The sequence below is a fragment of the Sorangium sp. So ce726 genome (assembly GCF_051521405.1).
GTDB lineage: Bacteria > Myxococcota_A > Polyangia > Polyangiales > Polyangiaceae > Sorangium.
In genome coordinates, this window is record NZ_CP150349.1 from 203,277 (window position 1) to 229,730 (window position 26,454).

Consider the following 26,454-nt stretch of genomic DNA (forward strand, 5'->3'; position numbering starts at 1 on the left):
AGCGTCAGAGAGCCACGGCTCCGCTGGGCGTCAGGGCGCCGCGTTCTCCGCCCCGGGGGTCGGCGCCGTGGCGGCGCCCTCTCCGGTCAGGTCGGGCAGCCTGCCCCACGTCTGCCCATCGGCTGCCGCCTCGATCGGGTACTCGAACTGGGCGAGCACGTGGTCGCTCTCGGAGATGAGGTAGACGGTCTCGCCCCTGGAGGCGCTCACCTTCCAGGTCGCATAGAAACAGCTGCTCGGGCCGCCGTCCGGCAAGCACGCGGTGTGGGGCCCAGGGCCGTCCTCGGGCAGCTGGTCGCCGAGGATGAGCAGGTACGCGCCCGGGGCGAGCTGCGTGCCTTCGGGGAACCTGAGCGCGTCGACCGTGTTGCACTGCCCGCTGTCGTCGGAGTCGCACAGGCCGAGCCCGCCGAGGTCGGCCGAGCCCGGGCCCGGGTTGCCGAGCTCGATCCAGTCGCCGCCCTTGGCCGAGATCTCGTTCACCACGACGGTCGTCGTCGTGGTCCCGCCGCCCGTCCCCCCTTGGTCGCCGCCGCCTGTGCCGCTCGAGCTCTGGGACGTGGTGGTCGCGCCCGTGCCGCCCGTGCCCGGCGTGCCCGTGTCCCCGGGCTCGTCGCTCGAACCGCAGCCTCCCGCGCAGAGCGCAGCGAGGCAGAGCGCGGCGTATCGAAATTGTGCCATCACGATGTTCTCCTCGGCCCCAGCACACGGCGATCTCGGCGGTGTGTCAACCGTGCGTCAACGGGCGGCGCGCGCGGGCTCCCGTTCGCGCCCACCCCCGCCGTGGACGCGCGCGCGTCTGCAAAGCGCGCCGGCCGCGCCCCTCAGCGCGGCCGCGCCCCGTGGTCCGCGATCACGCTCGCGACGCAGCAGGTCAGCTTCTTCCCCATGCCGAGGTGCAGGAACTCGTTCGGACCGTGCGCGTTCGATTGCGGCCCGAGCACGCCGGTGATCAGGAACTGCGCCTCCGGGAACTTCTCTCCCAGCATCGCCATGAACGGGATCGTCCCGCCCTCGCCGATCCCCATCGCCGGCCGGTCGAAGAACGTCTTCGACGCCTTGCGCACCGCCGCGTCGAGCCAGGGCGCCGTCGCCGGCGCGTCCCATCCGGACGACGGCTCGCTCACGTGGAACCGGACCTCCGCGCCGTACGGCGGGTCCTTCTCCAGGGCCTCCTTCAGGGCCGTCGCCGCCTTCTTCGGGTCGAGGCGCGGCGGGAGGCGCATCGAGAGCTTCGCCCTCGTGAACGGGCGCAGCACGTTGCCCGCGCTGGCGATGGGGGGCAGGCCGTCGGCGCCCGTCACGGAGAGCGCGGGGCGCCAGGTGCGGTTCAGGAGGAGCTCCGCCGTGTCGCCGGTCACCGGGCACGCGCCCTTCACCCACGGCAGCTCGCACACGACCGACGCGCCCAGCACGTCGGCCGCGGCCCGCGCCTGCGCCGCTCGCTCGTCCGGGATCTGCACGTGCAGCGCGTCCACGAGGATGCGCCCGGTCCGCTCGTCCTCGATGCGCGACAGGAGCTGCCGCAGGATGCGGAAGCTCGAGGGCACGACGCCGCTGCCCACGCCCGAGTGGACGCCCTCTCGCAGGATGTTCACGTCGAGCGTGCCCTGGAGCAGCCCGCGGAGCGACGTCGTGGTCCAGAGCTGGTCGTAGTTGCCGCAGCCGGAGTCGAGGCACACGACGAGGCTCGGCTTGCCGATGCGCCCCGCGAGCGCGTCGATGTAGGCCGGCAGGTCCGGGCTGCCGCTCTCCTCGCAGCCCTCGATGAGCACCACGCAGCGCGCGTGCGGGATCCCCTGCTCGTGCAGGAGGCGCAGCGCCGCGAGCGATGCGAAGGCCGAGTAGCCGTCGTCGGCGCCGCCGCGGCCATAGAGCTTGTCGCCCTCCCGCACCGGCTCCCAGGGGCCGAGCCCCTCGCGCCACCCCGTCATCTCGGGCTGTTTGTCGAGGTGCCCGTAGAGGAGCACCGTGTCGTCGCGCGTGCCCGGCACCTCCATCAGGATCACCGGCGTGCGGCTCCCGATGCGCACCACCTCCACCGTGAGCCCGGGGATCGGCTGCGCCTCGCACCAGGCCGCGATGAGCGACGCCGCCCTGTCCATGTGGCCGTTCTCGCGCCAGGCGGGGTCGAAGGCGGGCGACTTGTTGGGGATGCGGATGTAGTCGTGCAGCGCGGGGACGATCTCCTGCTCCCAGCAGCGCTCGCAGGACGCGACGGCTTCACGCTCGTTGAGCTTCGTCAGCATGAACCTCTCCAGGGGCTTGAGGACGGCGGCGATCTCCGCAGACCGACTCTACAGCGCCCACGACGTGGGTGTACCGCGGACATGGGGGGGTGACATCTTCAACGTTCCAGAGCGCCAGGGCGAGGAGCGCGGGGTGGGCGGGCGTGGAGCCGGCGGGCGGGCGCGGCGCGTGGACGAGCGGGCTCAACAACTTGCCCGGCGTCAGGGCCGCTTCTCGAAGGCCACTTCCGGGTACTCCGGCGAGGGACCGTCGAGCAGCGGCGCCGCTTCGCCGCGCACGTGCGCCTGGACGAAGGCGCGCGTGTACGCCTTCGTGATCTCGACCGCGCGGGCCGGATCGAGCGTGCCGAGCAGCTCCGGGGCGACGCCCTCGCCAAGGAAGTGCTCGACGACGAGCGGCAGGTCCGAGAACGTGAGGTGGGCGGTGTCGTCGACCCGCGCCCGGTAGCCTTGCCCGTTCAGCGCGCCGTAGGTCTCGTCGATGCTCGCATCGTCGGGGTGGTCCGTCGCGAGCATGATGAAGAAGGGCTGCGCGAGGCTCCTGCCGCCGGCGCCGTTCTGCGGCCCGAAGAGGCTGCCGTCGATGTCGAGGCCGGCGTCGAAGCGGTCGTCGCGGGCGCACGCCTCGGCGGCCATCGCGCCGCCGTAGGAGTGGCCGAGCACGCCGACCCGCTCGAGGTCGAGCCGGCCCGTGAGCAGCCCGCCCGGGTCGTCCTGCGCGGCGGCCGTGAGCTCGTCGAGCACGAAGCGCGCGTCGTCGACCCAGACCGCGACGTGCTCGTTCATGGCCTGAGAAAAGGCCTCGATCTCCTCCTCCGACGCGTCCATCGCCGGCGTCAGGACGACCGAGCCGAAGGGCACGGCGCGGCCATCGGGGAACACCGTGAGCTCGGTGTCGTAGGTGTGGCTGATGGCGGCCACCACGAAGCCGTGGCTCGCCAGGTCCTCGAGGAGGCTCGTGTAGTCGGCGCGGAGCATCCCGAACCCGTGCGAGAAGAGGAGCACCGGGTGGGGCGCGCCGTCTTCAGCGAGCGGCACGCCCACGCGCGCGTGCGTGAGGATGCTCGCCTCGAAGCCGTCCTCGATCGGGAGGCCGCCGGTCGTACGGCGGCTGTCGCCTTCCTCCGGCGACAGGTACTGCGCGAGCTGCCCTGTGCCGCAAGGATCGGCCGGGTAGAAGAGCTGCACAACGAGCTCCCGGCGGTCGTCGGGATCCTCGGTCGCCTCTTCTCCACGCGCGCTGTCCGTCAGGGCGCGGATCTGCGTGCCGACCGGGTGTGGGCCGGTCGGGCGGGGCAGCTCGAGGACGCCGTCGGCAGGCGCCTCGTCGCCCCAACCGGTGCAGACCGGATCGCCCTCGTGCGGCGGCACGGCGTCCTGAGCGCCGCAGCCGGCGAGGAGCGCGGAGGCGGAGAAGGCTGCGAGTAGGCAGAGGGCGTGTCGAGAGACGTCGCTGTGGAACATGCGCGCATCGTTCTCACGCCCTGGCCGAGACCGGCGCGGCGAGCACGATCGTGGCGCTCAGCAGACGCGAAGGGCCGCCTGACAGCGGCCGCAGGCCCATGTAGTATCGGTTACCTGCGTGCGCAGCCGACGCGGGAAGCCCGTGCGGCCGAGGCGCGGCGCCGTGCGGACCAAGACAGCGGAGCGGGTGAACGAACATGGAAGAGCCCGAAGAAATAGCGCTCGCCAGGAGTGAAGACGCGCACGACATCCTTCCGTTGATGGTCGCCTTCAACGAGGCCGAGGGCATTCCATGGAGGCCCGAGGCCATGATTCCCGCTCTGCACCGTGTGCTCACCGACAAGGACCTCGGGCTGATCTTGGTTGCGCGTGTCGGCGCGCGTCACACCCTCGTCGGTTATAGCCTGGCGACGTTCGGGTATGATCTTGAGTTCGCGGGGCGTGATGCTTTCGTGACAGAAATCTTCGTGCAGCCTGGGTCCCGACGACGGGGCCTCGGGCGGACCCTGCTGGAATCGACCATACAACACCTGCGGGAGCGCAACGTGAACGCCGTCCATCTCATGGTGCGACCGGACAATCAGCGAGCGCTCACTCTGTACGAGGGGCAGGGGTTCAAGGTCTCGCCGCGGATCATGATGACCAAGGAGCTGACCCCCTGAGCGCGCGTTCGGCCGCCGGTTCTCAGCGCATTCCAGGCGAGCATGACCAGCGGATCGTCGGATAGTCCACCCTCAGAACCGCGTCCTGGAAACACGAATGCCATACCATCGCGGGGCGGCCCAGGTTAGGCTCGCGGCGGCGGCGCAACGCCGCGGCACCGCAACCGTGTGGAGACATCCCAGATGCTCGAATACAGCGCCGCATGGCCGCATGGCGAGGTTCAGGACGCATTCCCAGAGGTCTTTTACGTCGTGGGTACGAACAGGACTCACCACGCTGGGATCGATCTCCAGACGAGCCGCACGATGACCGTGCTCCGAGAGGGGCGAGAGCTCACGCTCGTGAACACCGTGCGTCTGACCGAGGAAGGGTTGCGCCAGCTCGACGCCCTCGGCCAGGTCCGCCACATCGTGCGGCTCGGAGCATTCCATGGCCGAGATGATCCCTTCTATTGCGACCGTTACGGCGCCACCCTGTGGGCGCTCCCCGAGGCAGCGGCGGCCGACGGCCGACCTGCCGACCGAGCGCTCGCAGCAGGGGGCCCGTTTCCGGCTCACGGAGGCATCGTATTCGTGTTCACGACCGCGCGGTTCCCTGAAGCCGCCGTTTTACTTCCGAGGGAGGGCGGGGTCCTCATTACCTGTGACGCCGTCCAGAACTGGTCACACGTCGATCCCTTCTTTTCCGATGAAACGGGCGCGCTGTTCCTCGCTCAAGGGTTGATCGGTGCGGCGAACATCCCCGCGACCTGGCGAGAGGCGTGTACCCCCGATATTTCCGATTTTCGCCGCCTCGCCGACCTGCCGTTTCGCCATCTTATCAGCGCTCATGGTGAGCCGCTTCGTGACGACGCCAAGAGGCTACTCCAAGCCCGCATAGACGAAGTATTTGGCCCGCGAGAACAGGAGCCTAGGTGAGGCCGGCGACGCCGCCAACAAGCCGTTGCGGATGACGGCGCCCTCCCTCGCCACGCTCGGCCTGGCACCCGCAGCTGAACGACAGTATCGTCAGGGGCATCCGGGAACGCAATGCACAGCGCACAAGCAAGCTACCGTGAGCTCTATGACTCGCTCCTCGAGTACGACGAGGGATCGCTCTATCCGGATGTGCTCGCGCCCTGGCTCAAGGCGAATGCCGACGAGCGGATCTGGCTCCGCTCCTTCGCTTCCCGGCGCGGAAGCCCCATTCCGTCCGCAGACGTCGAGGACCTGTGGCGGCTGTATGCCTTGAGTCGCGTCAATGATACATTGCTGTTGCGGTTTCAGCGCGGGATGGCGGACGGATCGGATTGGCCGGGGCCATTGCTCTCGCAGGCCGAGTACCTGGCGTTCGCGGAGGCGCTAGGGCTCACCATCGCCGAGACTTCCTCGTTCTCGCCGTTCTATCATGAGATCGTCGAGGTCGAGTACGCCGATGACCGCCGTCAGCCGGTGTCGATCGTCAGTTACGCCTGGCCGTGCCTGATGCTCGGCGACCTGCTCTTCTCTCGGGCCGGAGTGCGCGTGCGCGGCGGCAGCGAGATCATCCGCAAGGACATCGCCGAATCATCTACCATGTACTGGACGTACCGGCGGAAGAACCGCCCCGCGCAGGACCTGTCCTATGGCTGGGGCAGCAACTCGCAGTGGCGTACCGCCTTCCGCAGAGACTATCGGGTAGGCCAAACATTGTGCTACAACGTCGACGGCAAGCGCGATCCAGGCACGCTGGAGTCAACGGCCGAAGGTGACGATGGCCTGACGCGGGAGGAGCGCGTCGAGTTGCTCACCAACCGCTGTTTCATCTTCACGGTGAAGCCGCACGATGATCTGTGGCCCTATGATGACAGGCTACAGCTCGAGGCGTGATGAGAGCTTGTTCGCATGTCGGGCATCTGGATTGAACTATCGGACAGGGTGGTGGCCAGCGACAGCGTCGCTGATGCGCGTTCTCAGTGTTCGTTCTGTCGACGCGGGGTGGCCGTTCTCGAGCGCCTCATCGCTGCCGCTGATGTCAGCATTTGCAGCGCCTGCGTTCAGGAATGCGCCCGCCGTCTTCGCCGCCGTAACGTCCTCGGATGGCGCACTTGGTGGCGATTCTGGGAGGACGGCGAGCCGAGCAAGACGCGGACCGGGCTCAGCTATCGGGACCCGCATCTTGCGTGCTCGTTCTGCAAGCGTTCGCTGGTCGATGTGCCCGCGCTGTTAGGGGGCGGCCGGAGCACTATCTGCAGTCCCTGCGTGCGTCTCTGCATCGAGATCCTCCGCGAGGAATCTCGGTGAACCGAGCCGCCCGGATTGTGCGCCGAGGACTCGGAAGAGCTGGTCGCCGTGGATGGTTGACGTTGCCTGGCCCATGACTCCCCCGACCCCTGGCGACCGCGCACGAGAAGCGCTCCTCCTGTGCCTGGGCGTGCCCTTCCTCGGGATCCTGTTCGGCGGGGTCTACTCGGTCCCCGCGATCCTACTCAGCCGCGGGCGCGATCCCTGGCTCAGCGTTCTCCTGCTGTCCGGCCTCGCCCTCACCGTCTTCGGCGTTGGCTCTCTGCTGCGAATCCCGGCCGGCCACCTCGGAGGGGTGTACGTGGTGGTCGCGGTGGCCTTCTTCGTGGTCCGGAGGGCCTTCGGTGGGCTCGAGCGGAATCTGGAGCATTTTGGCGTCGTGCACCTGTTCGCGCTGGTGCTGGTGACCTTCGCCCGCGCGGCGATGCTGGTGCAGAGACATCCGTGATAGGTTAGCCAAGCGAAGCGTCATGGGAGTATTCGACGTCGTCATCGCCCGAGCGGACTGCCCCAGCTGCGGACATTTCCAGGAGTGGCGCGTCCAGTACAAGTATGGCTCCTGCTGGCATCACGAGTACAGGCTCGGTGACCGAATTTGTTGGTTCGATCCGCCTGGGCGTCCGGCGCCGCTCAGCGATGATGGCGAGAACGTGGGCGGGCTCGTCACAGTGCCTGGGTTCGTCGAAAGCGGCTGCTCGAAATGCGGCCTCGGCGAGGGCGCAGCCCTCTGGTTCCGCGACAACGTTGTTCACGCGATAGAGATCACGCTCTCGGAGGGCGGCGGCGAGTGGGAGCGGCTCGAACCTCCCTCTGGCTGGATGCGCTTCTGGTCACGCCGCGTGGCAGGTAGCGCGAACGAGGATCGTCTCGAGCTGAGCTGCCGTGGCGATCGGTGGACCGTGGCCATCGCCGACGGGGCGGGTGGGCTCTCGGGCGGTGCGGCCGCCGCCCGCTCGGCGACGAGCGTGATGGTGGCGCTCGGCGCCGAGATGGAGCTCGACGCGGGCGGCTGGTGCGAGCGCCTCAGCCAGCTCGACCGTGAGCTGGAAGCGGAGCCCAGATGTGGCGAGACGACCCTCGTTGTGGTCCAGGTGAGCCGAGGCGAGCTCTGGGGCGCCAGCGTGGGGGACTCCGGCGCGCTCCTCGTCACGCCCGACGGACCGATCGAACTGACGGCGGCGCAGCGCCGCAAGCCGCTGGTCGGCAGCGGCGCGTGCAGGCCCGCGATCATTCCCCGCCAGCCGCTCTCGGGGCGCCTCCTGGTCGCCACCGATGGCCTGCTGAAGTACACGTCGCTTGCGACCATCAACGCTCTTGCGCGCACGGGCGACGTGAAATCGGCGCTCGAGGCGTTGATCCAGGCGGTGACGCTTCCTTCCGGCAACCTGCAGGACGATGTCGCGGTGGTGCTCGGCGAGCGCGTCGGCTGACGTGGCGCCGCTTCGCTACGCGGCAGATTGGCCGCTCGTTACGCACTCATTACGCCCTCGTTACGCGATCTGGCCTGAAAAGATCAAGGCGGAGGCGTGTTGGCGGGGATCGGTGACCGGGGGCCACGGGGAATATGCTCCCGGCCGCTGCCCGTGGGATGCCCCGTCCGGCGTGAAGAGCAGCTACTCTTCTGCGGTCGGCTCCAGGGGCAGCACGCCGCCCGGCCCTCCCGGCCCCGCGCACGCCGCTCGGCCGCATCGCCTGCCCTTGGCTCTGGCAGGCACGGCTGCTGGCGACCCCAACGCGACGAGCTGCTCCGGCCCGAGCCGGGAGGCGCGCTCGACGTCTCCCGACTCGACCGTGGTCCGGTCGTTCACCGCGTCCAAGAGCCGCTGAGAACGACGATCACCGTCCAGACCGGAGCCCTGCGTGGAGCGCTGGACAGCGTGCGGGCAAGCCGTCTGAGCGGGGTCGTCGGGATCCGCAGCCGCTCGACCCGACCGAGCGCGGATAGCGACCTGCGGCCTGCCAGACGCGTCTACGACCCTGCGGCGCCGTTCGCACGTATCTGCTAGAATCGAGCCAGGATCCAGCGGCGAGAGGCAACCCACGGTGAAACCCCGCGTCTACATCGAAACCTCGATCCTCGGCTATCTCACCGCCCGCCCCAGCCGTGACCTGATTCAAGCCGCGCACCAGCAGATCACGATCGAGTGGTGGACCCGACGGGACCGCTTCGAGCTGGTCGTCTCCGAGGCCGTCCTTGCTGAAGCGAGCAGAGGCGATCCTGCCGCGGCTGCGCGCCGTGTCGCCGCTGCAGAGGGTCTGCCGGTGCTCTCTGCGACCGTCGAAGCGCAGGCCGTCGCGAAGAGACTTCTCGACGCGGCAGCGATGCCACGGAAGGCAGCGATCGACGCTGTGCACGTGGCGGTCGCAGCGGTTCACGACGTCGACTTTCTGTTGACGTGGAACTGCGCTCATCTCGCCAACGCGGCGATGCGCAACCATATTGAGGCCGCGTGCCGCGAGAGCGGATTTCGACCGCCCATCATCTGTACACCGGAGCAGCTCGCACCCGAGGAGGAGACATGACGCCCGACCCGATCGTGGAAGAAGTCCGCGCGATCCGCGATGCCATCGCCAGGGAGCACGGCTATGATATTGACGCCATCTTCGAGGCGTTTCGGCGTATGGAAGAGACCAGCGGAAGGCCACGTGTCACACCGCCTGCCCGAAAAGCGCCTGACTCACACGACCCTGTGTCGGCCGAGGACGTCGCCCAACAAGGTGTTAACGAGGGCAGCGCTTCGCGCCGCCGCTGAGCGCCAGACCGTTCGCCAGACTTGGAGCAGTATGCCCTTTCCGCTCTCTCCTGGAAACACGGCATGTCCTACCGCCGGCCCTCGACCCTCGCCCCCGGGAGCTCGGGTTGGCGCCTCCGTCATCGGACTCAGCTCATCTCGCTAGGAATCCCCGCGGCGATCGCGGACTCGGACCGGGCGCTCACCTACGTGCTCCTCCACGGCGACGACGAGCTCGGCACCGGGTGGCGCTCCGATGATCTGACGCTGGAAGAAGCGGCCCGGCTGCTCGATTTCCTCGAGCGAGAGCTCGTCGATCCTGTCGGTTACGATCTGATCGTGAACCTCCGGCGTCGTCTCCAGCGAGGCGGCCTTGACAGGCCACCACGCCGGTAGTTTCTCCGCCCTCGCCGCACTCAGATGAACCGCGCCGTGATGCTCCTCTCGCAGCGCTTCAGCTCCTGCGGCGGCCCCTCGAACAGCGAGGGCCTCTCACCTGGGGGACAGCGCCGCCCGCGCGGGCGGCGCGCCCGGTGTTCGGCCGGCGCTCAGCCCTGCTTGCGGGGCGCCTTGAGCGAGAGCTTCAGCAGCACGTCGTCGCGGATCAGATCGTCCTGCTTGCCCGGATAGACGATGCCGAAGTCCTTGCGGTTGATCACGAACTCGGCGTTGCCCGAGACGGCATCGGCGCCCTCGGTGATGGTCGCGGGGAAGGTGATGGTCTTCTTCACGCCGTGAAGATCGAGCTCGCCGGTGATGGTGTGCGTCGCGCCCTTCTCGCCGCCGGCCTTGATCTCGGTCGAGGTGAACGTCGCCTTCGGGTACTTCTCGACGTCGAAGAAGTCCGGCGACTTGAGGTGGCCGTCGAGCTTCTCGGCGTCCGTCTTCACCGACGACGCGTCGGCCTCGATGGCGAGCTTGCCGCCCGCGGCCTTGCCGCCGGCGAGCGTGATCGAGCCCGAGATCTTCTCGAATTTGCCCTCGTGTTTGCCCGTGACCTTCGAGCCGACGAAGCCGATGGTCGAGGCCGCCGCGTCGAGCGGCAGCGTCTCGGCGGGGCCCGAGGGCGCGGCGGCGGCCTGGGTCTGCGCGGGCGCGGCGGTCGAGATGGTCGCCTTGGGCTTGTCCTTGGTCGGATCTTCGCACCCCGCGAGCGAGAGCAAGAGGGCGGCGGGGAGGGCGATGCGAGCGAAACGAGCGGTGAACATGAGAGACAATCTCCTTATCTGTCAGCCAAACTGCACAGAACGTCTCGTGAACGAGCCATAGGTGAGCCCCGTGATGGGGAACTGCACCGGCTCGCTCACGTCGATCGACGCCCCCAGGGCGGCGACGACCGGCACGAAATGCTCGTCGGTCGGGAGCGCCATGCGCACTCCCGGCGCGCGGGCGCGGTACTCGATGAGCGCGCCCACGTCGCGGCGCGAGAGGACCTCGGCGCACCACGCGTCGAACTCCGTGGCCCAGGGCTGCGCGACCGCATTTCCGCGCCAGTCTGCCGCGCGGAGGTTATGGGTCAAGAAACCGCTGCCGACGATCAACACCCCCTCGTCGCGGAGCGGCGCGAGCGCTCGCCCCATCTCGAGGAGCGGAGCTGGAGAGAGCGTCGGCAAAGAGATCTGGAGCACCGGGACGTCCGCGCCCGGGTACATGCAGACGAGCGGCACATAGGCGCCGTGGTCGAGCCCGCGGCGAGGATCCTCGGCGACCGGCCCCAGCGGACTGAGCAGCTCCCGGACGCGCCGCGCGAGCGCGGGAGCGCCGGGCGCGGGGTACTTCACGCGATAGTACTTCTCGGGGAAGTTGTAGAAGTCGTAGACGAGGGGCACGGCCTCGGTGGCGCCGAGCGTGACCGGCGCGTCCACCCAGTGGGCCGAGATCATGAGAATGGCCGTGGGGCGCGGCACCGCCTGCGCCCAGGCGGCGAGCTCGGCGACCCACGCGCGATCGTCGAGCAGGAAGGGAGAGCCGTGCGCGAGGAACAGGGCCGGCATGCGCCCCTCGCGCGCCTTGTGCTGGGTGTCGGACATCGAACCTCTCTCGGCCGCGGTGGACGTGGAGCTCGACGCCGGAGCCGGGCCGGGCGCGCTCGACGTCGAGCGCCCGCAGGCGCCGGCGATCGGTACGGCCCCGCCCGCGGCAAGGAGGAGCCTCAATGCAGCCCGGCGATCCATGGTGCGCTCACCCTAGGTCGTTTCCAGGAGTGGTACAATGACCCTGCAATGAAACGCCAGGTTGCCAAAACGGAAACGATCGACGCAGATGTGGCCGATTTGCGGGCCTTCTGCCTGGTGGTCGACCTCGGATCGATCACGGCGGCCGCGAGGACGCTGGGCGAGACGAAGGGCAGCGTCAGCCGCCGCATCACGCGCCTGGAGCACGCGCTCGGGGTGGAGCTGCTCCGCCGCAGCCCGCGGCTCGTGCAGGCGACCGAGGACGGCCTCGCCTACCGGATGCGCGTGGGCCGGGCGCTCGAGCTGCTGGAGGACGCGAACGTGGCGGTGCAGCAGGCGCGCTCGAGGCCGCGCGGGCACCTGCGCGTGACGGCGCCGTTCGATCTCGGGCTGAGCATCCTGGCGCCGCTCTCGGCCGGGTTCGCGGAGCGCTTCCCCGAGATCTCGCTGGAGCTGCTGCTCACCGAGGCGCTCCTCGACTTCGACGCCCACCAGGTCGACGTGGCCCTGCGCGCGACAGCGAGCCTCCCGGACTCGTCGCTCATCGCCCACAAGCTGCAGCACATCGAGGTCGGCCTGTTCGCGGCGCCCTCCTACCTCCGCAAGCACGGGGCCGTGCGCCGGCCCGAGGACCTCGCGGGGCGCCGGCTGCTGCTCGCCCAGACCGCGCGCGGGCACGCGACGATCGCGCTCTCGGCGCGCGACGGCCGCGATCGCGCGGAGCTCCGGGTGCGCGCGGCGATCTCGGCCTCCGATTTCTCCTTCTGCCGCGAGGTCGCGCTGGCCGCGGGCGGGATCGCGCTGGTCCCCGCGATCAATGTGCGAGGCGACCTCGACGCGAAGCGGCTCGTGCCTGTGCTCAAGGACTACGCGATCCACGGCGCCGCCTCCCTGTACCTCGTTCACCCGGGGACGCGCTTCCTGCCGTCCAAGATCCGCGCCTTCCGCGACTACCTGCTCGACGCGTTCGGCGTCCAGGGCCGGCGCGACGCCCCCGCCGCGGCGCGGTAGCGGGCCGCCCCCCCGCGCCCGCTCCCGCCGGAGGGAGGCTGGCCCCGTGCTCGCGCCGGAGCAGCGGATCACCACCGGCTGTTGCTGGGGAAGCAGCGGGGCCTTGGCACGGCCGTCCCGCGGCCGGCGGTCGCCGCGCCACGGCGGGCGCGGGCCGCTGGACGGCGCCGTCCACGGACGAGCGGCGCGGCGGCATGGGCGTTGCTGGTCATGGCGAGACGCTCCGGAGGACGGGCCGCGAGCCGTCGGCTCGATGAGGCCCATCCCGGCGTCTCCCGAGCGCTCCTCTCCGCCGCCGGCTGGGCGGCTGGGCGGCGCCTGGGCAGCAGCAAAACGGCACCGCTTCCAGCCCCGCACCGAGGTCCATCTGCGCTCGTTCATCGACAGGATTCGCTCACTCGCGACGCTCGTGGCGCTCTCTGCGCTGATCGCATCGTCCGGGTGCAAGCGCGACGGTCAGGCGAGCGCCGCTGCCACGCTCGCCCCGGACGCCCCGATCCCGGCCGAGATCCCGCGCGAGACGCGGCTCAGCATCGGTGATCCGACGGTGCAGAAGCAACTCCAGCTCTCCGGCGACATCGACAGGCTGCCGTTCCGCGTCGACTGGCAAAATATCAGCGGAGGGCCGCAGACCATCGAGGCGTTCCGCGCCGGCGTGCTCGACGCGGGCGCGGTCGGCGACACGCCGCCCATCCACGCCACGTTCACCGGGCTCGACGTGAAGATCCTCACCGTGCAGGTCCGGGAGAAGCCCATCTACGAGCTGGCCACCGCGCCGGGCGCGCGGGTCGCGTCCATTGGCGATCTCCGCGGCAAGAAGATCGCCTATTCGCCGGGGCAGGCCCAGGGCGCGCTCGTCCTGCGCGCGCTGAAGAAGGCCGGGCTGTCGCAAAAGGACGTGACGCTCGTCCAGCTCGGGAGCACCGAGTTCAAGGAGGCGCTTACCAGCCGCCAGGTCGACGTCGCGCCGCTGTCCGGCGTCACCCTGCTGCGTTATCTCAACGAGTACCGCGCCGAGGGCGCCTCGTCGATCGCGCACGGCGTCCGCGACAACCTCGGCTTCCTTCATGTGCGCGCCGAGGTGCTCAAGGACGCTCACAAGGCGGCTGCGCTGTACGACTACGCGAAGTGGCGGGCCAGGGCCCAGCTGTGGGCCTATGCGCACCCGGAGGCGTGGATCGAGGCGTACTACGTCAAGGACCAGGGCCTCTCGGCAAAGGAAGGGCGATTCCTCTTCGAGGCCGCCGGCAAGCCGCAGTATCCGGGCGACTGGTCCGAGGCGATCGCGCTGACCCAGGAGACCGCCGACCTGCTCGCCGAGGCCTCCGGCCAGAAGCGGTTCGAGGCCAGGACGATCTTCGACCTCCGATTCCAGACGATCGGAGCGGAGGTAGCTGGCGCCGCCGAGGGCGCCGGATCGACGGACCGGCCGGCGACGGCCGACAGGAGCACTCCATGACGACCGCACTGCCCACGAGCGCCACCTCGTCGCGCCTCGCCAGCTTCCCGGATCTCACCGCGACCGCGGACGTCTCCGCGCCGCCGTCCGGCGCCCCGATCGGTCGCCGCGTGTCCAGCCGCCGCTTGCGGCGCCGCCTGGGCCCGGGGCGGCGCATCCCGTACGGCCTCGCGCTCGGCCCGGCGCTGCTGTTTGTGCTCTGGGCTGTCGCCTCGGCGACGGGCGCGCTCGACGCGCGGGTGCTCTCCGCGCCGTGGACCGTGGTGACCACGGCCCACGAGCTGATCGCCGACGGGCGGCTCCTGTCCAACCTGCTCACCTCGGCGCAGCGGGCCTTCCTGGGGCTCGCGCTCGGGGCCGGCCTGGGCACGGTGCTGGCGCTCCTTGCCGGGCTGACGCGCGTCGGCGAGGCGCTGCTCGACGGGCCGGTGCAGATCAAGCGCGCGATCCCGACGCTGGCGCTCATCCCGCTGCTGATCCTCTGGTTCGGCATCGGCGAGCAGATGAAGGTGCTCACCATCGCCCTCGGCGTCGTCATCCCGGTCTACGTCCACACCCACGCAGCGCTGCGGACCATCGACGCGCGCTACGTGGAGCTGGCCGAGACGGTCCGCCTGACGAGGTGGCAGTTCATCCGGAAGGTGGCGTTGCCGGGGGCGCTGCCGGGCTTCCTGATGGGCCTCCGGCTGGCGGTGACCGGGGCGTGGCTGGCGCTCGTCGTGGTCGAGCAGATCAACGCCACGAGCGGCATCGGCTACATGATGTCGCTGGCGCGCTCGTACGGGCAGACGGAGATCATCCTCCTTGGCCTCGTCGTGTACGGGCTGTTCGGCCTGGCCTCCGACTCGGCCGTGCGGCTCATCGAGCGAAAGGCCCTGTCATGGCGCCGCATCCTGGCCGGCTGACGGCGGTCCCGCCCGCGGTGCGGATCCGCGGCCTGGTCCGGCGCTTCGGCGCCCGCGTGGTGCTCGACGGGATCGATCTCACGATCGAGCGGGGCGAGTTCGTCGCGCTGCTCGGCCGCAGCGGATCGGGCAAGAGCACCCTGCTGCGGGCGATCGCCGAGCTGGACGACGAGGTGACCGGCTCGGGCGAGCTGAACGTGCCGGACAACCGGGCGGTCGTGTTCCAGGACACGCGGCTCCTGCCGTGGGCGCGGGTGCTCGACAACGTGATCCTGGGGCTCGATGTGCCGCAGGCCCGGGAGCGCGGCCTGGACGCGCTCGCGGAGGTGGGGCTCGCCGGGCGGGAGCGCGCGTGGCCCGTCGAGCTGTCCGGCGGCGAGCAGCAGCGGGTGGCGCTGGCGCGGTCGCTGGTGCGCGATCCGGAGCTCGTGCTGGCCGACGAGCCGTTCGGCGCGCTCGACGCGCTGACCCGCGCGCGCATGCATGATCTCCTGCGCGAGCTGTGCGCGCGGCACCGGCCGGCCGTGCTGCTGGTCACCCACGACGTCGACGAGGCGATCGCGCTCGCCGATCGGGTGCTGGTGATCGAGGGCGGCCGGATCGCCGAAGAGCGGCGGATCGATCTGCCGGCGCCGCGCCCGCTGCGCGATCCGCGGTTCCTCGCCCACCGCGAGTCGCTGCTTTCGGCGCTGGGCGTCACGCCGGGCGCGGCCGCTGCCGGAGATTCTGACTCGAACCCTGAACTGGAACGGAGTTCCCCGTGACCCAACGACCCGGACAGCTGCATCTCAACGCGTTTCTCATGAGCGTCGGCCACCACGAGGCCTCATGGCGCTTGCCGGAGAGCGATCCGTTCGCGAACACGAGCGTCGCGCACTTCAAGAACCTGGCCCGCATCGCGGAGCGGGGGAAGCTCGACTCGGTGTTCCTCGCCGACAGCCCGGTGCTGTGGAACAACGTCGGCCGCAGGCCGGCCGGGACGCTCGAGCCGACGGTGCTCCTCGCGGCGCTCGCGGGGGTGACCGAGCACATCGGGCTGATCGCGACCGCCTCGACGACGTACAACGAGCCGTTCAACCTGGCCCGGAGGTTCGCCTCGCTGGACCACCTCAGCGGCGGGCGGGCGGGCTGGAACATCGTCACGACGGCGGGCGTGGATGCGGCGCGCAACTTCAACCTGGATGACCTGCCGGCGCACAGCGATCGGTACGCCCGGGCGGCGGAGTTCATCGATGTGTCGCTGAAGCTGTGGGACAGCTGGGCCGACGACGCGCCGCTCGGCGACAAGGAGAACGGCGTCTGGGGCGATGACCGCAAGATCTACCCGCCGCGGCACGTGGGGCGGTACTTCAAGGTCGACGGGGCGCTCAACGTGCCGCGCTCGCCGCAGGGGTATCCGCTGCTCGTGCAGGCCGGCTCGTCGGACGACGGCAAGGAGCTGGCGGCGCGGTACGCGGAGGCGGTGTTCACGGCGCAGCAGACGCTGGAGGACGCGCAGCGGTTCTATGTTGATCTCAAGGCGCGCACCCGCGCGCTGGGGCGCGATCCGGAGTCGATCAAGATCTTGCCGGGGATCGTGCCGGTCATTGGCGCCACGGAGGCCGAGGCGCACGCGCTCGACGCCGAGCTCGATCGGCTCATCAAGCCGGAGTACGCGAAGCGCCAGCTCGCGCAGACGCTGCGGGTGAAGCCGGAGGATCTCGACCTGGACGCGGAGCTGCCGCGGGATCTTCCGAGCGAGGATCAGATCGAGGGGGCGAAGAGCCGTTACACGCTGATCGTGAGCCTGGCGCGGCGGGAGCGGCTGACGGTGCGCCAGCTCATCGGGCGGCTGGGCGGCGGCCGTGGCCACCGGACGTTCGCCGGCGCGCCCGAGCAGGTGGCGGACGCGATCCAGCACTGGTGGGAGCAGGGGGCGGCCGACGGCTTCAACGTGATGCCGCCGGTGCTGCCGTCGGGGCTCGAGGCGTTCGTCGAGCACGTGGTCCCGATCCTGCAAAAGCGCAGGCTGTTCCGGACGGAATATGAGGGGAAGACGTTGCGGGACAACTATGGGCTGCCGCGGCCGGCAAACCTCAACCCCGGTCGGGATCTGGTCGCAGCAGAGTGAGGTGGATTACGTTGGTAGGCCGCAACCCCGGTCGGTGAACCCAGTGAACCCAACCTGGGTCGGGGCTCGCGAACCCAACCTCGGTCGGTGAACCCAACCTGGGTCGGAGCTCGCGAACCCAACCTCGGTCGGTGAACCCAACCTGGGTCGGGGCTCGGGGTGAACCCAACCCGGGCCGGTGAACCCAACCTCGGTCGGTGAACCCAACCTGGGTCGGGGATCGACCTGCAACCCCGCTCGGGATGCCGGCAAACCCAACCCCGGTCGGGTCGAACCGCCAACCCAACCCCGTTGCTCGCCCTTTCCGTTTCGTGGTGTGCTGAGGCGCATGGTCGCCTCGAAGCTCGTCGCGGTCCTCTCCACATGCACCCTCGCGCTGGCCGCCTCCGCGACGGGAGGCTGCACCGCCTCGGACGGTGACGCGGAGCCAAAGGCAGACTGCTCGCTGCAGGGACAGAACCAATTTCTGTTCGAGCTGATGAAGGACGCCTATCTCTGGTACGAAGGCGTACCCGACCTGGACTACCGGGCGTACCCCTCGCCCGAGGCGCTGCTCGTGGATCTCGTCACCGAGCCGCGAGACCGCTGGAGCTACATCTCGACCAAGACCGTCGACGACGCATTTTTCCGGGAAGGGCAGACCCTCGGGTTTGGCATGCGGTGGAGCTTCGACCAGGAGGGCAGCCTCCGGTTCGCGCTGATCCAGGCGGGCTCGCCTGCCGGAGAGGCCGGCCTCCGGCGGGGCGACGCGGTGGTGGCGATCAACGGGATCGACGTCGAGCAGGTCGTGAGCGACGACCTCTGGGAGGAGCTCGCAGGCCCCGACGAGGAAGGCTACGAGATGTCGCTGACGATCGAGCGCGCGGACGCCGAGGCCTTCACGGTCGCGCTCCGGAAGGCGTGGTATGGCATCACCACGGTCGTGAGCCCGCGTGTCCTGCAGGCAGGGTCCGCGACCGTCGGATATCTCATGCTCACCACCTTCATCGAGCCTTCGGTGAGCGAGCTCGACAGCGCCTTCGCGCTGTTCAGAGAGAGCCAGGTCGACGAGCTGGTGCTCGATCTGCGCTACAACGGCGGTGGGCGCCTCTCCGTCGAGAGGCACCTCGCGAGCCTGATCCACCGGCCGGCGGAGGCCGGCGCGCTGCTCGACATCACCGCGCACAACGACAGGCACGTCGACTGGGACAAGCGGGAGACGTTCGAGGATCTCGACCAGCCGTCGCTCCCCCTGTCCCGGCTGGTCGTCATCACGTCCGGCGGGACGGCCTCCGCGAGCGAGACGCTGATCAACAGCCTGCGCGCCTACATGGACGTGAAGATCGTCGGCTCGACCACGCACGGCAAACCCGTCGGCATGTACGGATGGGACAACTGCGACATGGTCGTGCACCCGATCGCGTTCCGCGTGCTCAACGTGAAGGAAGAGGGCGACTTCTACGATGGCTTCCCCCCCGACTGCGCCGCCGACGACACGCTCAGCGCAGAGCTCGGCGACGCGGGCGAGACGGGCCTCGCCGAGGCCCTGCACCTGCTCGAGCACGGCGAGTGCTCGACCGCGGCGCAGCCGGACGGGGCGAGCGAGCGCCGCGCCTCGCCGCCGCGGGAGATCCCCTGGCGCGGCCTCCGGCGTGAGGTCGGCGCGCTCTGAGGCGCGGCCGCGCCGGCCAAGCGCGGCGCGTTGCGGTGCGGTGCGGTCGAGCGCGCCGGCGGCATCCCGGCGCGAAACACCGCCGCTCCCGGCTTGACACGCTGAGCGGCTTGACGGAGATTCCTCCGCCATAGCGGAGAATAGGCCGCGGCCAGGAGGGAATGTCATGAGCCTGCAACTCGGAAGCATCGCGCCTGATTTCGAGCAAGAGTCCACGCACGGGACCATCCGATTCCACGAGTGGGCCGGGAACTCGTGGGTGATCCTGTTCTCGCACCCGAAGGATTTCACCCCGGTCTGCACGACCGAGCTCGGCGCGGTCGCCAACCTCAAGGCGGAGTTCGACAAGCGCGGCGTGAAGCCCATCGCGCTCAGCGTCGACGACGTCGACTCGCACAAGCGCTGGTCCGTGGATATCGAGGAGACGCAGCGCACGAAGCTGAACTACCCGATCCTCGCCGACGTGGACCGGAAGGTGTCGGGCCTTTACGGGATGATCCACCCGCAGGCGAACGACACGCTCACGGTGCGTTCGGTGTTCGTCATCGATCCGAACAAGAAGATCCGCGCGACGTTCACGTACCCGGCGAGCACGGGGCGCAACTTCGACGAGATCCTGCGCCTCATCGACTCGCTTCAGCTCACGGACAGCCACTCCGTGGCGACGCCCGCGAACTGGAAGGACGGCGATGAGGTGGTGATCGTCCCCTCGCTCCAGGACCCCGCCGTCCTCGCGCAGAAGTTCCCCAAGGGGTACAACGCCGTCCGCCCGTACCTGCGCCTCACCCCTCAGCCCAACCGCTGATGCGGCGTGGCGCCGCCCGCGCGCGCGAGGCGTCGACGCGACGCCTCGCCGCGCTCGCCCTGGTCTTGCTGGCGGCGTGCTCGCGCGCGCCCGCGCCCGAGGCGCTCGGGGCGAGCGGCGGCGGGCCGAAGCCGGCGGCGCGGGCCGCCGGCGCCGGCTGGAAGCTCGTCCACCACGAGACCTTCGATGCGCCGTTCCAGGAGCCCGCGGCGTGGACCGAGGATCGGTATGGCGACGAGAGCCCCTATCACGTCGATGTCTTCGACGAAGACGGTGAGTTCTTCTCCGCGCGGGGCGGCGAGGTGTTCCGGGAAGGGCTGCGGAGGTTCCGATCGTTCCGGAAGTCCTTCACGTATGGTGAGGGCGGCTGGCTCACGGTCGAGCTGTATGGCCGCGACAGCGACCGCGACGGCGTCCCCGAGACAGGCGGCCGCTTCGAGGCGGTGGGCGGCAAGGCGAGGCTCGTCTCCACCCGCCATTACGACGGCGCGATCCTCCGCTCGACCGCGCCGCTGCCCGCACGCTACCGCGTCGAGGTGACCGTCTCGAACATCGACTTTGGCGGCCTGCGCGAGGGCAGCTGGACGCACGGGGGCAAGACCAACGGCTACGACGGGGACGAGCTGGCCGACCCGTGGCGGTTCAGCGATCGCAGCACCGCGCCCCGGTCGGCGACGTTCGATAATGGTGTTTACTTTCTCTGCATCACCGATTATCCGCGGCCAGCCCCTCACAACAACGTCTTCATCCATCATCACCGGAAGGTCGTGATGGACACCGACAGCAACTTCGGCGAAGACGGCCCCTGGTCGGCGGTCTGGAACCCGTTGACCGGCCAGGCCGAGCAGGATGGATCACGTTATGTGAGCATGATATGGCTCCGCGGCGACGCGTTCGGGAGCCCGTGGACCGGAAATGGGTTCACGTCGTACACCGCGGGCGGGTGGAAGGACGGCCCCATCTTCGTGGACAAGTACCTCGACAGGGAGGCTTACGTGGTCACCGTCGAGCGCGACGGCCGGGGCTATGCGATGTCCGCCGCGGGCAGGTTCCACCACGGCGGCAGCACGACGTACGCCGCGCGGAGGGACTTCCGCGAGCCGCCGGTGACGTGGCACTACAACCAGCGCCCCGATGAGATCGCGGCGGAACACCACAACGAGACGGTCGATTTCGGCAAGACCTTCGAGACCTGGCCGGCGGGGTCGGCCTACCCGGATCACTTCTTCTTCGGTGATCCGCACATCAACTATTACGAGGGCACCGCCGAGTTCGACGACGTGAAGCTCTACCTGCCGGACGACGGGTAGCGCCCGCTCCGGCGGGCGGCGCTGGCCGGGCGCGGCTCCGGCGGCGGCGGTCTCACCCAGACGATCCGGCCCGGAGCCTCCGATCGAGCGCGTTCACCTGGGCGTGCACCCCGGCGAGAGCTTCAGGAGCGGTCCCGGTGTGCAGGAGTCCAGGCCGAGCCGGAGGTCGGCCACCAGGTGGTCGAGCGCCGACAGGGGCGCAGGCGCGTCGGCGTACTGATAGCTGTGCGACGTCTCGAGACCATCGCGGCGCAGGCGCACCGACGTTGCGCCGCCGTCGGCGCAGTCAGGGCAGCCGTAGCGGTTGTTGAGGGCGACGCCCGAGAGCGCGCCCTCGATCTCGTCGAGCTTTCGCGAGCCTTCGTCCGTCAGTGTCGCCTGGTTCGAGCGGGGACAGCCCTGGGTGTGCGTGCAGGCGGTGAGCGAGAACTCCACGCCGTCGCGGGACACCGTCGTGATGCACTCGCCGGCGCAGAACCCGAAGGAGTATTTCGTGGAGAGCCAGATCCCCTCGGCCTCGGACGAGGCGCCGAGCGACTGTTGCCCAGGCGCTGGCTCCTCCTCGGAGCCGACAGCGCAGCCGGCGGCGAACGGGAAGCTAGCGACCAGCGCAAGGACCTTGAAGAGCGTGTTCGGTTTCATGTCTGTGCCAGGCGGCAACCCCTGTGCCACGAGCCAGGACGCCGCGCCTGGCTCCGGTGCAGGTCGCGTCCTGCGACCGGGCAGAACAAGACTGCACGCCCGCCCGGCTGCTCGGCGAAGGCGACGTCGCCAAAAAGCGACAGGCGGCCTGGCTCAGCCTGGCGCACTGGCGTCGAACGTCAGATCTCGCTCCTTTGGCGAGCGAAGCGGTGCTGATCCCACGGCAGCTCGATGCGCTCGCCGGCAGGCGTCTCCACGGTGACCGGCGCTGCGCCGAGCGCGGCGACGACGTGCATCTCTTCCTCACCCGTGTTCGCGATCTGGTGCGGGACGCCCGCCGGCACGATGAGCGTCGAGCCCGGGCCGAACGTGAGGGCCACTCCATCGATCTCGCATGTCCCGGAGCCGCGGAGGACGACGATCACCTCCTCACATGCGTGCCGGTGACGCGGCGTTTGCGCGCCCGGCGCAACGGTCTGCATCCACACCTCGAGCGTCCGGAGGCCGTCGCGAGGGCCGGCGAGGGTCTGGTGGGCGAGCCCGGGAAGGCTGAGCTTCTCGATCGAGGCGATGTTCAGGACAGTCATGGCTTGATCCTCCACGGCAGCATCGGGCGCGGGTCGGCCTGGCGCGACAGGCCGTCGCGACAGGCCGCCCTGCTCGCTGGATACGGCAGCCCTCCGCCGCCGTTTCGCTGGCCGAGCCGAAATGTCGATGCGGCTCCGGAGGCCAGGCGCGGGCGACGGCCGCCCCCGACGTCGCCGCGCCGCGCGCCGACGTCGGCTCAGTCAGCCGCGGCCGCGACGATGTCGCGCACGAGCGCGGCCAGCTCGTCTGGCTGCGACAGGAACGGAGAGTGGCCCGCGTCGAGGCGCCGCACGTCCCTCGCGCGCCGCGACATGGCCTCTTGCGCGAACACCGGGATGGCGTTGTCGCGCTCGCAGATCACGTAAGTGGAGGGCAGCTCCTGCCAGGCCGCGGCGCTCAGCGGCTCCGCGAAGGACGCCTTGGACTGGGGCCGCAGCGCCGCTGCCGCGGCGGCCGCGACCTCGTCGCTACAGTCGTTGTAGAAGATGTCGCGCGCGCGGTCGGGCATCATCGTCCGGCCGTCCGTGGAGGTGATCCACCACGGCGGCTCCTGGCCTCCGATCGCCGAGAGCAGGGATTCCCCCGGCCCGAGCATGAACGCACACAGGTAGACGAGGTGGGCGACGTTGCCCGCGCGTGCCGCCACCTCCGTGACCGGCAATCCCCCGTAGGAGTGCGCGACCACGATGGCCTCGCCGGGCGCCTCGGCCAGCGCTGCCCGCACCGCCTCCGCGTCCGCCGCGAGGCTGCCCGGCTCGCCCGCGGCGGGCCCGACGCTCGGCAGCTCTGGCACCCGGACGTCGAGCCCGCCGGCGAGCAGCCGGCACGCGACCTGGGACCAGCAGGACGGGCTGTGCCAGGCGCCGTGGACGAGTACGACCGATGAGATCTTGCGCATGTGCTCCTTCCCTCCGCAGCTCACCGCGGGACCGAAGGACGCTATCCGACCCCCTCGAGCGACACCAGCGCGCGTCGCCCGCAGCGCCGAGCCCGCTCTCCTTGCGCCTCCGCCGGTCCCCGCGCGCCTCCGCCCTCCGTGCCACGGGGATCCCGCGGCGCCGCGCAGCACCCGAGGCGCGCCCTCGACCGCGGCCCTGGATGGAGGTATACCAATAATCGGAACGTCATTCCGAATAGTGGAACTAGCATGGAGCGATCCGGGACGGTCGACAAGGCGGTGCGTGCCCTCGAGGCGCTGCGCGAGGGCGGCGGCAGCGCTTCGCTCGCGGAGCTCGCGGAGCGGCTCCGCATGCCGAAGGCGACCCTGCACCGGCTGCTCGCGTCGCTCGCCGTGCACGCGCTGGTGGAGCAGGACGGGGAGGGGCGCTACCGGCTCGGCGTAGGCCTCATCCGGCTCGGGCTCGGGGCGCAGGGGCTCGACGCGGTCGCGCGCGTCGCGAGGCCCGAGCTGGAGCTGGCGGCGCGCGCCTTCGGCGAGACGTTCTTCCTCGTCGCCGCGCGCGCTGGCAGGCTCGTCGTGCTCGACAAGGCGGAGGGCACGGGCCTCCTGCGCGCGGCGCCCACCGTCGGGGCCGAGGTGCCGGTCGACGTCACCGCGAGCGGCCGGCTCTACCTCGCGCACGCGCCGGAGCTCGTGGGCGCCTCCGGCGCGGACCCCGCCACGCTCCGCGCCGCGCGGCGCGCGGCGAAGCGCGGCTACGACGTCAACGAGGGGGCGTGGATCGACGGGCTCACCGTCATCGCGGCCCCGGTGCTCGCGCGCGGCGGCCTGCACGGCTGCGTCGCCTGCGCCGCGGCCGCCCAGAGCCTGCGCGGCGATCGTCGTGACGCCGCGGTGAATCACACGCGCGACGCCGCCGAGCGGGTCGCGCGCGCCCTCCAGGGCGAGGGCAGGAGGTGAACGGCATGAAGACATGGATCGATGGGCGGATCGTCGACGCTGCGGATGCGACCGTGAACGTGACCGATCACGGGTTGCTCTACGGCGACGGCGTGTTCGAGGGCATGCGCGTCGCGGCGGGGCGCGTCTTCCGGATCGAGCGCCACCTCGCGCGGCTCGAGATCGGCGCGAGGGCGCTCGGCATCGCGCTCCCGCGCTCGCTCGACGGGCTCCGCGCCATCGTCGAGGACACCGCGCGCGCGCACGGCCAGCCCGAGGCCTACGTGCGCCTCGTGGTGACGCGCGGCGTGGGCCCGCTCGGCGTCGACCCGACGACCTGCGAGCGGCCAGGGCTGTTCTGCATCGTGGGGGCCATCCGCCTCTTCGACGACGAGCAGCGCCGGCGCGGCCTCGAGCTCATCACGTCGAGCCACAGGAGGCCCAACGCGGACGCGCTCGACATGCGGATCAAGAGCCTGAATTACCTCGGCTCCGCCCTCGCGAAGCTCGAGGCGAGGCAGCGGGGCGCCGACGACGCGCTGCTCCTGAACGCGCGGGGCCACGTGGCGGAGGCCTCCGTGGCCAACGTGTTCGCGCTCCGCGGCGACGTGCTCGCGACGCCGCCGGCCACCGACGGGTGCCTCGAGGGCATCAACCGCGCGGCCGTCATGGAGCTCGCGCGCGGCATCGGGCTCACGGTCGTGGAGCGCTCGATCGGGCGGCTCGACCTCTTCGCCGCCGACGAGGCGTTCCTGACGGGCACCGGCGCCGGCGTGATCGCCGTCAGGAGCCTCGACGGGCGCACGATCGGCCGCGGCGAGCGCGGCCCCGTCACGGCCCGCCTGACCTCGCTCCACCGGCAGCTCGCCGAGACCGAGGGCGCCCCGTTCATCGTCTGAACGAAGGCGACGGTTAACCGGTTCATTCTTTCGCGACTCTGCACGTCGGCTCGCCCCGCTCCCGCGAGACCTGGCCGCCGCGCGGGAGAGCGCGTCAGCTGTCGCGGGCGATCTCCGCGAAGACGCCGCGCAGCCAGATGTGCGCCGGGTCCTTCGCTTGCCGCTCGTGCCACACCTGGTCCACCGAGAAGCCGCCGAGCTCCACGGGCGGCTTCATGACCTGCAGCTCCTCCCTCTCTGCGAACTCGCGCGCGATGCGCGCCGGCACGGTCATCACGAGATCGGTCTGGGCCACGATGTGGGCGGCCACCAAGAAATGCGGGATCTGCAGCGCCACGCGGCGCGAGAGCCCCCGCTCGGCGAGGACCTCGTCCACCCGGCCTCCGCCCTCGCCGCGCGGGCTGATGAGCGCGTGCGGCAAGCTCGCGTACATCTTGAGCGTGAGCTTGCCGCGCACCACGGGGTGGCCCCTCCGCACGATGCACATGTAATGCTCCTCGATGAGCCGTTGCCGGTAGAACCCCGCGGGCAAGGTGGGGAGCAGGCCGATCGCGAGATCGACCTTGCCGGTCTCCATGGAGGTCCACATCTCGCTGTCGTAGGGGCGCGCGATCAGGTCGATGAAGGGCGCGTCAGAGCAGAGCTTCTGCACGAGCCGCGGCAGCAGGATGAGCTCCACGTAATCGGCCGTGGCGACGGTGAACGAGCGGCGCGCCGTCGCGGGCTCGAAGCGAGGGCTGCGCGCGACCGTCGCCTCGATCTTGGCGAGGGCCTCGCGGATGGGGCCGATGAGCTCCTGCGCGCGCGGCGTCGGGATCATCCCCCGCGGCGTGCGCACCAGGACGGGATCGTCGATCAACGCGCGGAGGCGCCCGAGGGCGTGGCTCATCGCCGACTGGCTCAGCCCGACGCGCGCCGCCGCGCGCGTGACGCTCCCCTCCGCCAGCAGGGCGTCGAGGACGACGAGCAGGTTCAGGTCGATCGAAGCAAGATGCACGGGATGCATGGGGCCCATGCTACTAATGAGTTGGAAGCGCGCCATCGGCCGACCTACAGGTTCGCTGTTGAGCCGGCCCGGTCACTGACCTCACCAGGAGCGGTGGGGGGATGCCGCCGGCGCTTCGCGCCCATGTCCCGCTTCGATCTCCCGAGCATGCCCGTGGAGCCCGGCTCACGGCTCCTCCTCGCGCCCGCTCCGCCTGCCGTCGCGGCGATACGCGGCGATGCCGCAGGCCGAGCAGCCGGGGAATGTCGTCTCGTGATCCTGCTTGGAAAGGTTCGTTAAGAAGTCAGAATTGTGCTGCGAGCGTCCGTGAACATTGCTGTATCTGGTCCGGTCCGCTAAGTAGTCGCCGCCTGAGATCGCCTGTGGCGCGATCCCCGTAGGGGGTCGTATCGAGGCGGAGCGGCCCGAGCGCGCTTGTCGCACGGAGCGCGCGACGACCGGGCCTCGGGCCTCCGGCGTGCCTTCAAGGCCGCGCGGATGGCCTGAATCGGCCATCTCGTCTCCGGCTCTCGCCCGCAGCGCCGGCGCCGCGTCAGCCGTCGGTCGTCGGTCGTCGGCGTAGCGCCAGGTTGGTTTCAACTGTGTTTCCCCGGCGCTGCCGCCGAACGGCGCGCCGCATCCATGAACGCCGTGGTTCGAAATCGGTGTCGAACAACCGTAACAGGAAGAGAGAGCGTCATGCCAA

The 26,454-nt window shown here is 70.2% G+C and carries 28 protein-coding genes; 19 read left to right on the forward strand and 9 right to left on the reverse strand.

Going from position 1 to position 26,454, the window contains the following annotated elements:
* Positions 1-30 precede the first annotated feature (30 nt).
* From WME79_RS00765 to WME79_RS00775, 3 genes are all read right to left on the reverse strand, one after another.
* Complete coding sequence (locus WME79_RS00765) at positions 31-681, reverse strand: lamin tail domain-containing protein (protein ID WP_437530976.1); 651 nt, start codon at positions 679-681, stop codon at positions 31-33.
* 143 nt (positions 682-824) lie between these two features.
* A complete protein-coding gene (locus tag WME79_RS00770; RefSeq protein WP_437530978.1) occupies positions 825-2,249 on the reverse strand; it encodes a M20 family metallopeptidase in 1,425 nt (474 codons plus the stop codon).
* 201 nt (positions 2,250-2,450) lie between these two features.
* A complete protein-coding gene (locus WME79_RS00775) occupies positions 2,451-3,713 on the reverse strand; it encodes an alpha/beta hydrolase family protein (protein WP_437530980.1) in 1,263 nt (420 codons plus the stop codon).
* Positions 3,714-3,910: 197 nt separating this feature from the next.
* Between WME79_RS00775 and WME79_RS00780 the strand changes: the two genes are divergently transcribed.
* The 9 genes from WME79_RS00780 (at position 3,911) to WME79_RS00820 (ending at position 9,765) form a co-directional block, all read left to right on the forward strand.
* The gene (locus tag WME79_RS00780; protein WP_437530982.1) at positions 3,911-4,375 is read left to right on the forward strand and encodes a GNAT family N-acetyltransferase; all 465 of its coding nucleotides are present in this window, start codon (positions 3,911-3,913) and stop codon (positions 4,373-4,375) included.
* 183 nt (positions 4,376-4,558) lie between these two features.
* The gene (locus tag WME79_RS00785) at positions 4,559-5,293 is read left to right on the forward strand and encodes a hypothetical protein (RefSeq protein WP_437530984.1); all 735 of its coding nucleotides are present in this window, start codon (positions 4,559-4,561) and stop codon (positions 5,291-5,293) included.
* 111 nt (positions 5,294-5,404) lie between these two features.
* Positions 5,405-6,223: a hypothetical protein gene (locus WME79_RS00790; RefSeq protein ID WP_437530985.1), complete on the forward strand. Its 819-nt coding sequence runs from the start codon at positions 5,405-5,407 to the stop codon at positions 6,221-6,223.
* A 15-nt stretch (positions 6,224-6,238) separates the two neighbouring features.
* A complete protein-coding gene (locus tag WME79_RS00795; RefSeq protein ID WP_437530987.1) occupies positions 6,239-6,637 on the forward strand; it encodes a ClpX C4-type zinc finger protein in 399 nt (132 codons plus the stop codon).
* Between the two features lie 73 nt (positions 6,638-6,710).
* Complete coding sequence (locus tag WME79_RS00800) at positions 6,711-7,085, forward strand: hypothetical protein (protein WP_437530988.1); 375 nt, start codon at positions 6,711-6,713, stop codon at positions 7,083-7,085.
* A 22-nt stretch (positions 7,086-7,107) separates the two neighbouring features.
* Positions 7,108-8,067, forward strand: a complete 960-nt coding sequence (locus WME79_RS00805) for a protein phosphatase 2C domain-containing protein (protein WP_437530989.1) — start codon at positions 7,108-7,110, stop codon at positions 8,065-8,067.
* Positions 8,068-8,680: 613 nt separating this feature from the next.
* A complete protein-coding gene (locus WME79_RS00810; protein WP_437530990.1) occupies positions 8,681-9,160 on the forward strand; it encodes a type II toxin-antitoxin system VapC family toxin in 480 nt (159 codons plus the stop codon).
* A complete protein-coding gene (locus WME79_RS00815; protein ID WP_437530992.1) occupies positions 9,157-9,390 on the forward strand; it encodes a hypothetical protein in 234 nt (77 codons plus the stop codon). Before WME79_RS00810 ends, WME79_RS00815 begins: the two co-directional genes overlap by 4 nt.
* Positions 9,391-9,453: 63 nt before the next feature.
* Positions 9,454-9,765: a hypothetical protein gene (locus WME79_RS00820; protein WP_437530993.1), complete on the forward strand. Its 312-nt coding sequence runs from the start codon at positions 9,454-9,456 to the stop codon at positions 9,763-9,765.
* A 152-nt stretch (positions 9,766-9,917) separates the two neighbouring features.
* On the opposite strand, the gene WME79_RS00825 is transcribed toward WME79_RS00820, so the two are convergent.
* Positions 9,918-10,577, reverse strand: coding sequence for a YceI family protein (locus WME79_RS00825; RefSeq protein WP_437530995.1), 660 nt, complete (start codon positions 10,575-10,577; stop codon positions 9,918-9,920).
* Positions 10,578-10,598: 21 nt separating this feature from the next.
* Entirely contained in the window at positions 10,599-11,399 is an 801-nt protein-coding gene (locus tag WME79_RS00830) for a dioxygenase family protein (protein ID WP_437530997.1), read from the reverse strand.
* A 234-nt stretch (positions 11,400-11,633) separates the two neighbouring features.
* On the opposite strand from WME79_RS00830, the gene WME79_RS00835 reads away from it, so the two are divergent.
* The 8 genes from WME79_RS00835 (at position 11,634) to WME79_RS00870 (ending at position 20,794) form a co-directional block, all read left to right on the forward strand.
* Positions 11,634-12,554 carry a LysR family transcriptional regulator gene (locus WME79_RS00835; protein WP_437530999.1) on the forward strand — a complete coding sequence of 307 codons (921 nt, stop codon included), beginning with the start codon at positions 11,634-11,636 and terminating at the stop codon, positions 12,552-12,554.
* 253 nt (positions 12,555-12,807) lie between these two features.
* Entirely contained in the window at positions 12,808-14,013 is a 1,206-nt protein-coding gene (locus tag WME79_RS00840; protein WP_437531001.1) for an ABC transporter substrate-binding protein, read from the forward strand.
* Entirely contained in the window at positions 14,010-14,918 is a 909-nt protein-coding gene (locus WME79_RS00845; RefSeq protein ID WP_437531002.1) for an ABC transporter permease, read from the forward strand. Before WME79_RS00840 ends, WME79_RS00845 begins: the two co-directional genes overlap by 4 nt.
* Positions 14,894-15,682, forward strand: a complete 789-nt coding sequence (locus WME79_RS00850) for an ABC transporter ATP-binding protein (protein WP_437531004.1) — start codon at positions 14,894-14,896, stop codon at positions 15,680-15,682. The genes WME79_RS00845 and WME79_RS00850 overlap by 25 nt, the downstream gene beginning before the upstream one ends.
* Positions 15,679-17,028 (forward strand): LLM class flavin-dependent oxidoreductase, encoded by a 1,350-nt coding sequence (locus tag WME79_RS00855; protein WP_437531006.1) that lies wholly within the window; start codon positions 15,679-15,681, stop codon positions 17,026-17,028. Before WME79_RS00850 ends, WME79_RS00855 begins: the two co-directional genes overlap by 4 nt.
* A gap of 328 nt (positions 17,029-17,356) precedes the next feature.
* Positions 17,357-18,679: a S41 family peptidase gene (locus WME79_RS00860; protein ID WP_437531008.1), complete on the forward strand. Its 1,323-nt coding sequence runs from the start codon at positions 17,357-17,359 to the stop codon at positions 18,677-18,679.
* Positions 18,680-18,845: 166 nt separating this feature from the next.
* A complete protein-coding gene (locus tag WME79_RS00865) occupies positions 18,846-19,484 on the forward strand; it encodes a peroxiredoxin (protein ID WP_437531010.1) in 639 nt (212 codons plus the stop codon).
* Positions 19,484-20,794: a hypothetical protein gene (locus WME79_RS00870; RefSeq protein WP_437531011.1), complete on the forward strand. Its 1,311-nt coding sequence runs from the start codon at positions 19,484-19,486 to the stop codon at positions 20,792-20,794. Before WME79_RS00865 ends, WME79_RS00870 begins: the two co-directional genes overlap by 1 nt.
* 93 nt (positions 20,795-20,887) lie before the next feature.
* Here the strand turns inward: WME79_RS00870 and WME79_RS00875 are convergent, their stop codons facing one another.
* From WME79_RS00875 to WME79_RS00885, 3 genes are all read right to left on the reverse strand, one after another.
* Positions 20,888-21,436 carry a hypothetical protein gene (locus WME79_RS00875; protein ID WP_437531013.1) on the reverse strand — a complete coding sequence of 183 codons (549 nt, stop codon included), beginning with the start codon at positions 21,434-21,436 and terminating at the stop codon, positions 20,888-20,890.
* A gap of 179 nt (positions 21,437-21,615) precedes the next feature.
* Positions 21,616-22,023 (reverse strand): cupin domain-containing protein, encoded by a 408-nt coding sequence (locus WME79_RS00880; protein WP_437531014.1) that lies wholly within the window; start codon positions 22,021-22,023, stop codon positions 21,616-21,618.
* Positions 22,024-22,220: 197 nt separating this feature from the next.
* Positions 22,221-22,922, reverse strand: coding sequence for an alpha/beta hydrolase (locus WME79_RS00885; RefSeq protein WP_437531016.1), 702 nt, complete (start codon positions 22,920-22,922; stop codon positions 22,221-22,223).
* Positions 22,923-23,171: 249 nt separating this feature from the next.
* On the opposite strand from WME79_RS00885, the gene WME79_RS00890 reads away from it, so the two are divergent.
* Both WME79_RS00890 and ilvE read left to right on the forward strand, forming a co-directional pair.
* The gene (locus WME79_RS00890; RefSeq protein ID WP_437531018.1) at positions 23,172-23,885 is read left to right on the forward strand and encodes an IclR family transcriptional regulator; all 714 of its coding nucleotides are present in this window, start codon (positions 23,172-23,174) and stop codon (positions 23,883-23,885) included.
* Between the two features lie 5 nt (positions 23,886-23,890).
* Complete coding sequence (ilvE, locus tag WME79_RS00895) at positions 23,891-24,763, forward strand: branched-chain-amino-acid transaminase (protein WP_437531020.1); 873 nt, start codon at positions 23,891-23,893, stop codon at positions 24,761-24,763.
* A gap of 94 nt (positions 24,764-24,857) precedes the next feature.
* Here the strand turns inward: ilvE and WME79_RS00900 are convergent, their stop codons facing one another.
* Positions 24,858-25,769, reverse strand: a complete 912-nt coding sequence (locus WME79_RS00900) for a LysR family transcriptional regulator (protein WP_437531022.1) — start codon at positions 25,767-25,769, stop codon at positions 24,858-24,860.
* Positions 25,770-26,454 lie beyond the last annotated feature (685 nt).